General features: G+C 64.7%; 15 protein-coding genes. 13 read left to right on the top strand and 2 right to left on the bottom strand.

Going from position 1 to position 12,085, the window contains the following annotated elements:
* The first annotated feature begins 10 nt into the window (after positions 1 to 10).
* From ACTU6V_RS14465 to ACTU6V_RS14410, 12 genes are all read left to right on the top strand, one after another.
* Entirely contained in the window at positions 11 to 676 is a 666-nt protein-coding gene (locus ACTU6V_RS14465) for a DsbA family protein (protein WP_443475909.1), read from the top strand.
* Positions 677 to 831: 155 nt separating this feature from the next.
* Positions 832 to 1,053, top strand: a complete 222-nt coding sequence (gene infA / locus ACTU6V_RS14460) for a translation initiation factor IF-1 (RefSeq protein ID WP_017201569.1) — start codon at positions 832 to 834, stop codon at positions 1,051 to 1,053.
* 64 nt (positions 1,054 to 1,117) lie between these two features.
* Entirely contained in the window at positions 1,118 to 1,234 is a 117-nt protein-coding gene (rpmJ, locus tag ACTU6V_RS14455) for a 50S ribosomal protein L36 (RefSeq protein WP_033106073.1), read from the top strand.
* A gap of 131 nt (positions 1,235 to 1,365) precedes the next feature.
* Positions 1,366 to 1,740, top strand: coding sequence for a 30S ribosomal protein S13 (gene rpsM / locus ACTU6V_RS14450; RefSeq protein ID WP_047524098.1), 375 nt, complete (start codon positions 1,366 to 1,368; stop codon positions 1,738 to 1,740).
* 30 nt (positions 1,741 to 1,770) lie between these two features.
* Positions 1,771 to 2,169, top strand: a complete 399-nt coding sequence (gene rpsK / locus ACTU6V_RS14445) for a 30S ribosomal protein S11 (protein ID WP_033106075.1) — start codon at positions 1,771 to 1,773, stop codon at positions 2,167 to 2,169.
* 124 nt (positions 2,170 to 2,293) lie between these two features.
* The gene (locus ACTU6V_RS14440) at positions 2,294 to 3,283 is read left to right on the top strand and encodes a DNA-directed RNA polymerase subunit alpha (RefSeq protein ID WP_417508675.1); all 990 of its coding nucleotides are present in this window, start codon (positions 2,294 to 2,296) and stop codon (positions 3,281 to 3,283) included.
* 34 nt (positions 3,284 to 3,317) lie between these two features.
* On the top strand, positions 3,318 to 3,854 hold the full coding sequence (rplQ, locus tag ACTU6V_RS14435; protein WP_443475908.1) for a 50S ribosomal protein L17: 537 nt from the start codon (positions 3,318 to 3,320) through the stop codon (positions 3,852 to 3,854).
* A 140-nt stretch (positions 3,855 to 3,994) separates the two neighbouring features.
* On the top strand, positions 3,995 to 4,783 hold the full coding sequence (locus tag ACTU6V_RS14430; protein ID WP_443475962.1) for a sulfite exporter TauE/SafE family protein: 789 nt from the start codon (positions 3,995 to 3,997) through the stop codon (positions 4,781 to 4,783).
* Between the two features lie 32 nt (positions 4,784 to 4,815).
* Entirely contained in the window at positions 4,816 to 5,271 is a 456-nt protein-coding gene (locus ACTU6V_RS14425; RefSeq protein WP_443468826.1) for an FAS1-like dehydratase domain-containing protein, read from the top strand.
* Positions 5,268 to 5,666 (top strand): MaoC/PaaZ C-terminal domain-containing protein, encoded by a 399-nt coding sequence (locus ACTU6V_RS14420; RefSeq protein ID WP_443468827.1) that lies wholly within the window; start codon positions 5,268 to 5,270, stop codon positions 5,664 to 5,666. Before ACTU6V_RS14425 ends, ACTU6V_RS14420 begins: the two co-directional genes overlap by 4 nt.
* A 9-nt stretch (positions 5,667 to 5,675) precedes the next feature.
* Positions 5,676 to 6,812: a UDP-N-acetylmuramate dehydrogenase gene (locus ACTU6V_RS14415; RefSeq protein WP_443475907.1), complete on the top strand. Its 1,137-nt coding sequence runs from the start codon at positions 5,676 to 5,678 to the stop codon at positions 6,810 to 6,812.
* A 16-nt stretch (positions 6,813 to 6,828) separates the two neighbouring features.
* Positions 6,829 to 7,227, top strand: coding sequence for a VOC family protein (locus ACTU6V_RS14410; protein WP_443468829.1), 399 nt, complete (start codon positions 6,829 to 6,831; stop codon positions 7,225 to 7,227).
* A 9-nt stretch (positions 7,228 to 7,236) separates the two neighbouring features.
* Here the strand turns inward: ACTU6V_RS14410 and ACTU6V_RS14405 are convergent, their stop codons facing one another.
* The gene (locus ACTU6V_RS14405) at positions 7,237 to 8,436 is read right to left on the bottom strand and encodes a pyridoxal phosphate-dependent aminotransferase (protein WP_443468830.1); all 1,200 of its coding nucleotides are present in this window, start codon (positions 8,434 to 8,436) and stop codon (positions 7,237 to 7,239) included.
* A gap of 131 nt (positions 8,437 to 8,567) precedes the next feature.
* On the opposite strand from ACTU6V_RS14405, the gene ACTU6V_RS14400 reads away from it, so the two are divergent.
* Complete coding sequence (locus tag ACTU6V_RS14400) at positions 8,568 to 10,283, top strand: acyl-CoA dehydrogenase family protein (protein WP_443475906.1); 1,716 nt, start codon at positions 8,568 to 8,570, stop codon at positions 10,281 to 10,283.
* Positions 10,284 to 10,320: 37 nt separating this feature from the next.
* On the opposite strand, the gene aceB is transcribed toward ACTU6V_RS14400, so the two are convergent.
* Entirely contained in the window at positions 10,321 to 11,976 is a 1,656-nt protein-coding gene (gene aceB / locus ACTU6V_RS14395; protein ID WP_443468832.1) for a malate synthase A, read from the bottom strand.
* Positions 11,977 to 12,085 lie beyond the last annotated feature (109 nt).

Genomic DNA, 12,085 nt, shown 5'->3' with positions numbered 1-12,085 from the left:
ACGGAACGTCATGGCCGCTGCTGCCAAGAGCAACACCAACTGGTTCGCCATCGGAATCTCGATCGCGGTTGTCGTGGTCCTCGTGGCACTCGGCGGACTCGTCGTCTTCCTGAACAATCAGGCGAGCGCTCCGGGCGTCGCCCCGCAGAGCGCGATCATCAACGATGAGACCGGCGCTGTCAGCTTCGGTACCGGTGAAGATCAGGTCGATACATTCGTGGACTTCATGTGCCCCGCGTGCAACGCTTTCGAGCAGCAGTACGGTGTGCAGCTCCAGGCGGCTGCGGCGAACAACGACATCACGCTCAACGTGCACCCCATCTCGATCCTCGACCGCTTCTCGCAGAACACCGACTACTCGACGCGTGCTGCCGCGGCGTCCTACTGCGTGGCAGAGACGGCACCTGACTCGTTCCTCGACTTCTTCAACCTTCTCTTCGAGAAGCAGCCTGCCGAGAACACGACTGGTCTGACCGATGACGAACTTGCTGCCTTCGCCGACCAGGTGGGTGCGGGAGACGCCGCGGACTGCATCGCGGCCGGCACCTACATGGACTTCATCGGAGACCAGACCAACGCGCACGAGATCCAGGGCACACCCACCGTCGACATCAACGGCGAGCGACTCGACCTGCAGGCCGGCGACGCAGCGAAGATCGAGCAGCTGCTGGGCTGATCCGCCCGCACCCACCTCGAGTTGCCGAGGGGCACCATAGCGGATAAGATGGAGCGTTGGTGCCTTGCGCCCAGTTTCGGCGTGTCCGTCTGGAGCGGCATCACAATCATCCATCCAACGCAGATCGACCGGTCTGCAGAAGCGTCAGCGAGGCTATGGCTAAGAAAGACGGTGTCATCGAGATCGAGGGCGTGATCTCCGAGGCTCTGCCCAACGCGATGTTCCGCGTTGAGCTCAGCAATGGACACAAGGTCCTTGCAACGATCTCGGGCAAGATGCGACAGAACTACATCCGCATCATCCCCGAAGACCGTGTCGTCGTGGAGCTCAGCCCCTACGACCTCACCCGCGGTCGTATCGTCTACCGCTACCGCTGATCGGTCGAGAAGTAACGGCCTGCCCCTGCCCGGGGCGGTACGAAGACAGCGAACAGGAAACATCATGAAGGTCAATCCCAGCGTCAAGCCCATGTGCGATCACTGCAAGGTGATTCGCCGTCACGGCCGCGTCATGGTGATCTGCAAGAGCAACCCGCGCCACAAGCAGCGCCAGGGCTGATCGAACAGATCTGACACACAACTGAATACACGCAGGCAGGGTCAAGAAGCCGCGAAAGCAGCCGACACCTCGGGACAGAGGCCCGGGTCCACATCCTGCCCCACACCTCTACTCATCTCAGGAGAAACCGCATGGCACGTCTTGCCGGCGTTGACATCCCGCGCGACAAGCGCGTGGTGATCGCCCTTACCTACATCTACGGCGTTGGCCGTACCCGCTCGGTCGAGATCCTCAAGGCCACCGAGATCGACGAGTCGATCCGCGTCAAGGACCTCTCGGACGACCAGCTCATCGCGCTTCGCGACTACATCGAAGGCAACTACAAGGTGGAGGGTGACCTGCGCCGCGAGGTCGCCGCAGACATCCGCCGCAAGGTTGAGATCGGCTCCTACGAGGGCATCCGTCACCGTCGTGGCCTTCCGGTCCGCGGCCAGCGCACCAAGACCAACGCCCGTACCCGCAAGGGCCCGAAGCGCACCGTCGCAGGCAAGAAGAAGGCCCGCTAAGCAGCGGCCAGGGAATAGGAGAAAACTTTCATGGCTGCACCTAAGGCCGCCGCGCGCAAGCCGCGCCGCAAGGAAAAGAAGAACATCGCGCTGGGCCAGGCCCACATCAAGTCGACGTTCAACAACACCATCGTTTCGATCACCGACCCGTCCGGCGCTGTCATCAGCTGGGCATCCTCGGGTGGCGTGGGCTTCAAGGGCTCGCGCAAGTCGACCCCGTACGCCGCTGGTATGGCTGCTGAGTCGGCTGCCCGCCAGGCTCAGGAGCACGGCGTCAAGAAGGTCGATGTCTTCGTGAAGGGTCCGGGCTCCGGCCGCGAGACCGCGATCCGTTCGCTCACGGCCGCAGGCCTCGAGGTCGGTTCGATCCAGGACGTCACGCCGCAGGCGCACAACGGATGCCGCCCGCCGAAGCGTCGCCGCGTCTGATCAGGTTGTTGCGAGGGATGCGCACGCATCCCTCGCTCTGCCCGTCAGGGCACTGACTTTCACAACTCAAAAACCTCACCCAACACATGTCATATAGCGGGCATGTGATCGAAAGGAACACAGAGTGCTTATTGCACAGCGTCCCACACTTACCGAGGAAAAGATCGCCGAGGACCGGAGCCGGTTCATCGTCGAGCCGCTCGAGCCCGGCTTCGGGTACACCATCGGAAACGCGCTGCGTCGCAGCCTGCTCTCCTCGATCCCCGGTGCTGCTGTTACCAGCATCCGTATCGATGGCGTCCTGCACGAGTTCAGCACCATCCCCGGTGTGAAGGAGGATGTCACTGAGATCATCCTCAACATCAAGCAGCTCGTCGTCTCGAGCGAGCGCGACGAGCCCATCACGGCTTACCTGCGCAAGACCGGTGCCGGAGAGGTTACCGCCGCTGACATCTCGGCTCCTGCCGGTGTCGAGGTGCACAACCCCGAGCTCGTCATCGCAACGCTCAACGACACCGCGAAGTTCGAGCTCGAGCTCACGATCGAGCGTGGCCGTGGCTACGTGTCGGCGACCCAGAACCGCAACGAGTACGCCGAGGCGGGGCAGATCCCCGTCGACTCGATCTACTCGCCGGTCCTCAAGGTCAGCTACCGCGTCGAGGCGACTCGCGCCGGTGAGCGCACCGACTTCGACAAGCTCATCCTCGATGTCGAGACCAAGAACAGCATGCTCCCGCGCGACGCTGTCGCTTCGGCTGCAAAGACCCTGACCGAGCTGTTCGGCCTCGCTCGCGAGCTGAACGTCGAGGCAGAGGGCATTGAGATCGGCCCGGCACCTGTGGAGCCCGTGCTCTCCAGCGAACTGTCGATGCCGATCGAAGACCTCGACCTCTCGGTCCGCTCCTACAACTGCCTCAAGCGCGAGGGCATCAACACGGTGTCCGAGCTCGTGGCGCTGTCGGAGACGCAGCTCATGAACATCCGCAACTTCGGCCAGAAGTCGGTCGACGAGGTGCGCGACAAGCTCATCTCGCTCGGTCTGTCGCTCAAGGATTCGGTGCCCGGTTTCGACGGCGCCCACTTCTACGGCGCAGGCGAAGACGAGTCCTTCTGACCTCCCCGAAATTCTGACCAGGAGTTAGACCAATATGCCTAAGCCCACTAAGGGACCCCGCCTCGGAGGCGGCCCCGCACACGAACGTCTGCTGCTTGCCAACCTGGCTGCTGCTCTCTACACGCACAAGTCGATCAAGACGACCGAGACGAAGGCCAAGCGCCTGCGTCCGCTCGCTGAGCGACTGATCACGTTCGCCAAGCGCGGCGACCTGCACGCCCGCCGCCGGGTGCTGTCGATCATCGGCGACAAGAACGTGGTTCACACGCTCTTCACCGAGATCGCACCGCTGGTCGCTGACCGTGAGGGTGGCTACACCCGCATCACGAAGGTCGGAAACCGTAAGGGCGACAACGCTCCTATGGCTGTCATCGAGCTCGTCCTCGAGCCCGTCACGCCGAAGGCCAAGAAGTCGGCTGCCAAGGCCGCCCCGAAGGCTGAGAAGACCGAGAAGGTCGAAGACGCACCCAAGGCAGAGGAAAAGCCTGCCGAGGATGTCGCCGCCGAGTCGCAGCAGGAGGGCGCTTCAGCTGAAGCTGCCGCCTCCGATGCAGTCGAGGGCGACAAGTAACACACCCTCGTAGAGAAGGCCCGCGCTCCCGTCAGGGAGGGCGGGCCTTCTCTCGTTGGGGGCAGTGCGACAGGGGAGTGCGACAGGGGAGTGCGACAGAGGGCGGATGCCGCACCCATTAGGCTTGCCGAGTGAGTGAGCTGACCAGTCCGATAACCCGAGGTCCGCGCGCGTACCTCACCTTCATCTTCATCGGGTTGATCGCAGGTCTGCTCTCAGGGCTCTTCGGGGTCGGCGGAGGCACGGTGATTGTGCCGCTGCTCGTGCTCATGGTGCATTTTGACCAGCGGATCAGCGCCGGCACGTCTCTTGCGGCCATCGTGCCGATCGCGAGCATCGGTGTGATCTCCTACGCCATCCACGATTCCGTCGCCTGGATCCCCGCGCTCCTCCTCGCTGTCGGCGCAGTGGCCGGCGCGCAGGTCGGCACCCGACTGCTTCCGCGAGTCTCGCAGACGGCGCTCCGGTGGGGCTTCATCGGTTTCATCGTCATCGTCATCGTCATGCTGTTCGTGGTCATACCCTCGCGCGAAGCGACCTTCGAGCTGGGCTGGATCAACGGTGCAGCCCTCATTCTTGTTGGCATCGTCACCGGCATCATCTCCGGCCTCATCGGCGTCGGCGGTGGCGTCATCGTCGTGCCGGTGCTGATGATGGGATTCGGCACCACCGACCTCGTCGCCAAGGGCACATCGTTGCTCATGATGATCCCGGCGGCCCTGTCCGGCACGGTTGGCAACCTCCGCCACCACAACGTCGACCTGGTCGCTGCAGCCCTCATCGGTGTCGCCGCCTGCACGATGACGGCCTTGGGCGCATGGCTCGCCACGCTCGTCAACCCCTTCTGGGGAAACATGCTCTTCGCCGCATATCTCGTGGTCATCGCGGTGCAGATGATCATCAAGGCGCTCAGGATGCGGCGAGGCTGAGCGACGCGGCGTCGGCTGGATAGACTTGTCCGGTGCCTGTGAACAACGAACTGGTCGGCCGGGAGTTCCCGCCGACGCCTCCGTACCTGGTCGGTCGTGAGAAGGTGCGTGAGTTCGCTCGCGCGGTCTTCGCCGACGCTCCGCTGCACACTGACGTCGAGGCCGCGCGTGCCGCGGGCTTCGCTGATGTGGTCGCGCCCCCGACGTTCGCAATGGTCATTCAAGACCAGACGCTGCAGCTGCTGCTGGCCGAGCCCGATTCTGGCATCGTGCTCGCGCGCACGATCCACGCAGAACAGAGGTTCACGTATTCGAAGCCGATCGTCGCAGGCGACGAGCTCACCGGGCAACTGAAGGTCACCGGCATCCGCATGATGGCCGGCAACTCGATGGTCACCAGCGAAGCCGTGATCACGGATGCCGCAGGCGAACATGTCGTAACCGCCACGAGCGTGCTGCTCGTCGGCGCGGAAGAGGGGGACGCATGACTTTCACCGTCGGAGACGTCATCGCCGAGCGCACCATCCACCTCACGCGCGAATCGCTCGTCCGCTACGCGGGCGCCTCGGGCGACTTCAACCCCATCCACTACCGTGACGACATCGCGGAGTCCGTCGGCCTTCCCGGTGTGCTCGCGCATGGGATGCTGACGATGGGACTGGCCTCCTCTGTTGTGGTCGCAGCCCTTGACCCTGAAGTGAAGATCACCGAGTACGGTGTGCGTTTCACGCGTCCCGTCGTCGTCGACCCGCGAAGCGGCGCGGATGTCTCGGTGCTCGCGAAGGTCGGTGCCGTCGATGAAACCAGTGCGCGCATCGACCTCACCGTCACACACGCAGACACCACGGTCCTCGTCAAGGCGCAGCTGCGCGTCGCTCTCTGACGGTCCGCGATGGTAGATATCACCCCGATACCGCTTTCCGAGCTCACGACCCTGCACACGGGCGCGGCTCCCGAGCGGATGATGGATGCCACGAGCACCGATGAGCTCGTCGACACACTGCGTGAGGTGTGGTCTCTGGGCGAGGAGTGGTTCGTCCTCGGCGGCGGCTCGAACCTGTTCGCAGGCGATGAGCCCTTCGATGGTGCGGTCATCCGCATTCTCACCTCGGGTATCGAACGGGCGGAGTCCCCGCACCCCGGCCGCACCCGAGTGCGCGTGCAGGCAGGGCACAACTGGGACGACCTCGTCGCCTACACAGTCGAGCAGGGACTCGCGGGCATCGAAGCGATGAGCGGCATCCCCGGCACGGTCGGCGCAGCCCCCGTGCAGAACGTCGGAGCATATGGACAGGAGATCCAGGAGACTCTCGTCGAGGTCGAGCTCATCGACGAGTCCACTGGCGAGGTCTCAACCGTCCCGGCATCCGAACTGGGTCTGGGATTTCGCACCTCGGTGCTCAAACACCACTACGGCGGCGCACCTCTGCGTCGCGCGGTGATTCTCTCTGTGACCCTCGATCTCGCCGACGTCGGCGTCGGCGGCCGGCGGATCGGTGGCGAACAGCTGCGTCGCGCGCTCGGCATCGAGGGCGAAGAGACCGTCCCGCTCTCGTCGGTACGTGAGCGGATCCTCGAGATCCGCGCGGCGAAGGGGATGCTTCTGAACCCCGCCGATCCCGATACCCGCAGCGCTGGATCGTTCTTCCAGAACCTGATCGTCCCCGAGATGGTTGCCGCGCAGCTTCCTCCCGAGTGCCCGCGCTGGCCCGTGCAGCCGGATCTCGACGCAGCGACCGTGATCCCGCTGGAGTCGTACGACGGGCATGTGCCTCCTGCGTCGACGACGCGTCCGGAGGTCAAGGTGAGTGCGGCCTGGCTCATTGAGAATGCCGGAATCACCAAGGGGTTTCGTCTGCCGCGCTCGCGCGCGGGGATCTCGACCAAGCACGCCCTCGCCCTCACCAACCGCGCACACGCTACGGCAGGAGAGGTCAGCGAACTGGCCCGCTACATCCAGGCTCGTGTGCACGCGGAGTTCGGACTGCTGCTGCAGCCCGAACCGGTTCTCGTAGGTGTGGAACTGTAGCGACTACACTCGCGGGATGAGCGGACTCGTTCCCTACCTGTACTTTCCCGGAAACGCTGCGGAGGCGCTGGGCTTCTATCACGGGGTCTTCGGCGGCGAACTGCAGCTGTTCACGTACGAACAGTTCGGGCGCACCGATGGGCCCGGTGCCGCGATCGCTCATGGTCAGCTGAAAGGTGTCGTCGAGCTCTTCGCTTCGGATGCCGCCGGCGATGAAGACGCGGTCCACATGGTCGGCGCGACATTCTCGCTCCTCGGCACCGCCGAACCAACCACTCTGCAGAAATGGTTCGCTGCCCTCGGCGAGGGTGGCGGGATCATCGATCCATTGCAGAAGCGCCCGTGGGGCGACTTCGACGGTCAGGTCACCGACCGCTACGGCATCCGCTGGCTGATCGGATACCAGCAGAGCTGACGCGTCCGCTCAGGCGAACAGCTTCTGCAGGCGCTGGATGCCTTCGAGTAGCTGGTCATCGCCGAGTGCGTACGACAGGCGCAGGTATCCGGACGGGCCGAACGCCTCGCCGGGAACGACGGCGACTTCAGCCTTCTCGAGGATGAGGTCGGCGAGCGCCAACGATGTCGTGGGCGTGACGCCCTGCCAGGTGCGGTTCAGCAGACCCTGCACGTCGGGGTAGACGTAGAAGGCTCCGAGCGGGTTCGGCACCTGGACGCCATCGATCTTCGAGAGCTCCGACACGATCATCCGGCGACGACGGTCAAACGCCTCGCGGAACTGCTCCGCCTCGGTCTGCGGGCCCCAGAGCGCTGCAATGGCCGCGCGCTGGGCGATGTTGTTCACGTTGCTCGTGAGGTGGGACTGCAGGTTTCCGGCAACCTTGATGGCGTCGGCGGGGCCGACCATCCAGCCCACCCGCCAGCCCGTCATCGCGTAGGTCTTGGCGACGCCGTTGACGAGGATCGTCTGATCGGCGACCTCGGGAACCGCCTCGACGATCGAGGTGGCCTTCGTGCCTTCGTAAGTGAGGTTCTGGTAGATCTCATCGGAGATGATCCAGATGCCGTGCTCGAGCGCCCACTGCCCGATCGCTGTGGTCTCCTCGAGCGTGTAGACGGCTCCCGTGGGGTTCGAGGGCGAGACGAACACGAGTACAGTCGTGCGCTCGGTGCGAGCGGCCTCGAGCTGCTCGACGGTCACCTTGTAGTCCTGATCGGCGCCGGCGAATACCTCGACCGGGGTGCCATCAGCCAGGCGGATCGCTTCGGGGTAGGTGGTCCAGTACGGCGCGGGCAACAGCACGTCGTCTCCCGGGTTCACCACGGCCTGGAACGCCTGGTACACAGACTGCTTTCCACCGTTGGTGACGATCACCTGCGACGGTGCGACCTCGAGTCCGGAGTCACGCAGCGTCTTCGCGGCGATCGCCTCGCGAAGAGCGGGGAGCCCGGGGGCGGGGGTGTAGCGGAAGTTCGCGGGATCCTTCAGTGCCTCGGCGGCGGCATCCACGATGAACTGCGGCGTTGCGAAGTCGGGCTCGCCAGCGGCATAGGAGATGACCGGCTTGCCTTCCGCCTTGAGCGCCTTGGCCTTGGCATCGACCTTGAGAGTCGCCGACTCGGCGATGGCGGACAGTTTGCGGGAGAGGGGGGCGCGTTCAGTCACGCCTCAAATGGTACAAGGCTGCGCAGTCGTCCACAGCGTCCAGCACTAGTTGTGAAACTGAGTGTCAGATACACTGGCGCTGAGTCTCGATCGACCGGCTCGGCTCGCAACATTCAACTCAGGAGTGAACGATGAGCGCTGCAACCCCTTACGTCCCGCCCGTCGCGGACTACGCCTTCCTCTATCGAGAGGCTTTCGGCCGTGACATCGTCGCCGCGGCATCCGGCGGTGCGATCACTGCAGACGATGCCGTCGAGATCATCGCAGGCGCCGGAGAATTCGCCGCCGAAGTCCTCGCGCCGCTCGATCGCGCGGGCGACCAGATCGGCGCCCGGCTCGAGGGCGGTCAGGTGCACCTGCCCGAGGGCTTCCCCGAGGCCTACCAGGCGCTCGTCGAAGCGGGCTGGGTCAGCGCGACAGCACCGGAGTCCGCCGGAGGTGATGGGCTTCCGCAGTCGGTCGGCGCGGGGCTCGGCGAGATCTGGAACGCCTCGAACGCGGCATTCGCGCTGTGCTGGATGCTGGGGGCTGGAGCCATCCACGCGCTTGACGCCGCCGCATCCGAAGAGCTTCGTGAGACCTACCTGACCAAATTGGTCAGCGGCGAGTGGACCGGCACCATGAATCTCACCGAGCCCGAGGCCGGCACCGACCTCGGTGCGATTCGTACGATGGCCACTCCGCGCAACGATGGCACGTACGCGATCAGCGGCCAGAAGATCTTCATCACCTGGGGAGATCACGATGTCGCGGAGAACATCGTCCACCTCGTTCTCGCTCGCACGCCCGGCGCGCCCGACGGCGCGAAGGGGCTCTCGCTGTTCGTCGCGCCGCGCACGCTCGTGAACGCAGACGGCTCACTCGGTGGGCGCAACAGCGTTGAGACGGTCGCCATCGAGCACAAGCTTGGCATCCACGGCAGCCCGACTTGTGTGCTGGCCTATGAGGATGCCACCGGCTACCTCGTCGGCGAACTGCACGGCGGTCTTGCCGGAATGTTCGTAATGATGAACTCCGCGCGAGTGGGCATGGGGCACCAGGCTACCGGCATCTCTGATCGTTCCTATCAGGGGGCCGCTGACTACGCGCTCTCTCGTCTGCAAGGGCGCGTGCAGGAGCGAGCTGAGGGGACGCCGATTGCCGAGCATCCCGATGTGCGCCGCATCCTGCGCTCAATGTCCAGCCAGATCTTCGCGATGCGCGCACTATCTGTCTACGTCGGCGACCTGTTCGACCAGGGCGAGGAATCCGTGCGACTCGCCGAACTCTTCGTGCCGATCCTCAAGGGCTGGGCGAGTGAAGAGGCCCTGCGGGTGACGAGCGATGGTATTCAGGTTTATGGCGGCATGGGCTTCATCGAAGAGACCGGTGCGGCTCAGCACTACCGTGATGCCCGCATCGTGCCGATCTACGAGGGCACGACCGCCATCCAGTCGAACGACCTGATCGGGCGAAAGGTGCTGCGCGATCAGGGCGCGACGGTGGCAGAGCTGTTCGCGAAGATCGACGACACGGTGAGCGCATTGCGCCAGGCCGGGGGAGAGGTCGCCGCGCGCGTCGCCGATCGACTCTCGCGTGCGCTGGATTCTGCGCGTCGCGCGACCGATGGGCTCCTCGCGTTCGGTGCGGGGCGGGATGCCTCGGCCGTCAGTGTTCCGTACCTCATGCTGCTCGGCACGCTTGCCGGCGGCTGGATGCACGCCCTCACAGTCACCGCTGTGACGGCCCACCCCTCGCCGGAAGAGGCGGATGCTGCGCGACTCATCGACGCTGACTTCTACAGTGCCCACCACCTCGTCCGCGTGCACGCGCTCGCCGAGACGGTCGCTGGCGGCGAGATCGCCTGAGACTGTTCAGCTCGCCCGTAAGAACAGCCCGATGCGGTCAGTCCTCGTCGACCAGGAACTTCGAGTAGGCCGACAGCGTGAGGAAGGCCGGGAACTCGGAGCCCAGCGACACCTCGCGGAAGATCTCCGCGGCGTCGTCGTAACGGTCTCCCGCAGAGCGCGTCGCCTGAGCGAGCACCTCAGTGATGATGCCCTCGATGTACTCCGGTGTGATGCGGGTGCCGTCTTGGGTGGAGCGGTCCTGGTGGATCCACTGCCACACCTGCGAACGCGAGATCTCTGCCGTCGCAGCATCCTCCATGAGGTTGTCGATTGCAACGGCGCCGAGACCTCGCAGCCACGCCTCGATGTAGCGGATCGCCACCGACACGTTGCCGCGCACACCCGCCGCCGTGATGGGACGTCCGATGCGCAGGTCGAGGAGTTGCTCTGCCTTCACATCGACATCGTCGCGCTGTCGGTCGATCTGGTTCGGCCGATCGCCGAGCACCGCATCGAACTCCGCCTGAGCCGTGGGGATCAGATCGGGGTGGGCGACCCAGGTTCCGTCGAAGCCGTCGCCGGCCTCTCGCTTCTTGTCAGCGGTGACCTTCTCGATCGCGGCTGCTGTGACATCGGCATCCCGACGGTTCGGGATGAAAGCGCTCATGCCGCCGATCGCGAAGGCGCCCCGTTTGTGGCAGGTCTGCACCAGCAGCTCGGTGTACGCCCGCATGAACGGCACCGTCATCGTGATCTCACTGCGGTCCGGCAGCACGAATCGTGCGCCGCGGCCGCGGTAGTTCTTGATGATCGAGAAGATGTAGTCCCAGCGTCCGGCGTTCAGGCCAGCGCAGTGATCGCGGAGTGCGTAGAGGATCTCGTCCATCTCGAAGGCCGCCGGCAGCGTCTCGATGAGGACCGTGGCGCGGATCGTGCCGTGATCGATCCCGACGTAGTCCTCGGCGAACGTGAAGATGTCGTCCCAGAGGCCTGCCTCTTCGCTGGATTCGAGCTTGGGGATGTAGAAGTACGGCCCGCGACCCGCGTCGATCAGCGCCTTGGCGTTGTGGAAGAAGTACAGGCCGAAGTCGACCAGAGAAGCGGATGCCGCCATGCTGCGGCCCGTTCGGTCGACGAAGGCCAGGTGCTTCTCGACCAGGTGCCAGCCGCGCGGGCGCATCACGATGGTGGGAGTCTGCTCGGCAGTGACCTCGTAAGTCTTGCCTTCGGGGGAGGTGAACGTCAGTCGCCCAAGGATCGCGTCGCGCAGCGACAGCTGGCCGCCGATGACGTTCTGCCAGGTGGGGCTGGTGGCGTCCTCCTGGTCGGCGAGCCAGACCTTCGCGCCCGAATTGAGGGCGTTGATGGTCATCTTCGGATCGGTGGGGCCGGTGATCTCCACGCGGCGATCTTCGAGGCCGGGGCCCGCTCCCGCCACACGCCAGTCGGCGTCTTCACGGATGTGCTTCGTGTCGTCGCGGAACTGCGGATCGCGGCCACTGCCGATCTCGAAGCGGCGACGCAGGCGGTCCGCCATGCGGTCGTGGCGGCGGCCTGCGAAACGATGGTGCAGCTCGGTGAGGAAGGCGAGTGCTTCAGGGGTGAGGATCTCGTCGAACCGATCGCGGACGGGGCCGGTGACCGTGAGAGTCGGTCCCTGTTGGATGGTCTGCGTGGGAGCAGTGGTGGGTGCAGCGGTGGGAGTGCTCATGATGTCTCCTCGGTTCGGTCGAGCTACGGAGTGGCTTGACACCCACTCTGTGTGAAGTTCAGGCGTCCAGATGGATATTCTCGAGGTGAAGAATTCTCAAATTTCTGCT

The sequence above is a fragment of the Microbacterium zouquanmingi genome, assembly GCF_052266675.1.
Lineage (GTDB): Bacteria > Actinomycetota > Actinomycetes > Actinomycetales > Microbacteriaceae > Microbacterium.
This window is presented reverse-complemented; position numbering and strand designations above follow the sequence as displayed.

What these genes read in the sequence shown, in the direction of transcription:
- ACTU6V_RS14465 (WP_443475909.1), top strand. Translation starts at nt 11, where the DNA reads ATGGCCGCTGCTGCCAAGAGCAACACCAACTGGTTCGCCATCGGAATC.
- infA (WP_017201569.1), top strand. Translation starts at nt 832, where the DNA reads ATGGCTAAGAAAGACGGTGTCATCGAGATCGAGGGCGTGATCTCCGAG.
- rpmJ (WP_033106073.1), top strand. Translation starts at nt 1,118, where the DNA reads ATGAAGGTCAATCCCAGCGTCAAGCCCATGTGCGATCACTGCAAGGTG.
- rpsM (WP_047524098.1), top strand. Translation starts at nt 1,366, where the DNA reads ATGGCACGTCTTGCCGGCGTTGACATCCCGCGCGACAAGCGCGTGGTG.
- rpsK (WP_033106075.1), top strand. Translation starts at nt 1,771, where the DNA reads ATGGCTGCACCTAAGGCCGCCGCGCGCAAGCCGCGCCGCAAGGAAAAG.
- rplQ (WP_443475908.1), top strand. Translation starts at nt 3,318, where the DNA reads ATGCCTAAGCCCACTAAGGGACCCCGCCTCGGAGGCGGCCCCGCACAC.
- ACTU6V_RS14420 (WP_443468827.1), top strand. Translation starts at nt 5,268, where the DNA reads ATGACTTTCACCGTCGGAGACGTCATCGCCGAGCGCACCATCCACCTC.
- ACTU6V_RS14415 (WP_443475907.1), top strand. Translation starts at nt 5,676, where the DNA reads ATGGTAGATATCACCCCGATACCGCTTTCCGAGCTCACGACCCTGCAC.
- ACTU6V_RS14410 (WP_443468829.1), top strand. Translation starts at nt 6,829, where the DNA reads ATGAGCGGACTCGTTCCCTACCTGTACTTTCCCGGAAACGCTGCGGAG.
- ACTU6V_RS14400 (WP_443475906.1), top strand. Translation starts at nt 8,568, where the DNA reads ATGAGCGCTGCAACCCCTTACGTCCCGCCCGTCGCGGACTACGCCTTC.
- aceB (WP_443468832.1), bottom strand. Translation starts at nt 11,976, where the DNA reads ATGAGCACTCCCACCGCTGCACCCACCACTGCTCCCACGCAGACCATC.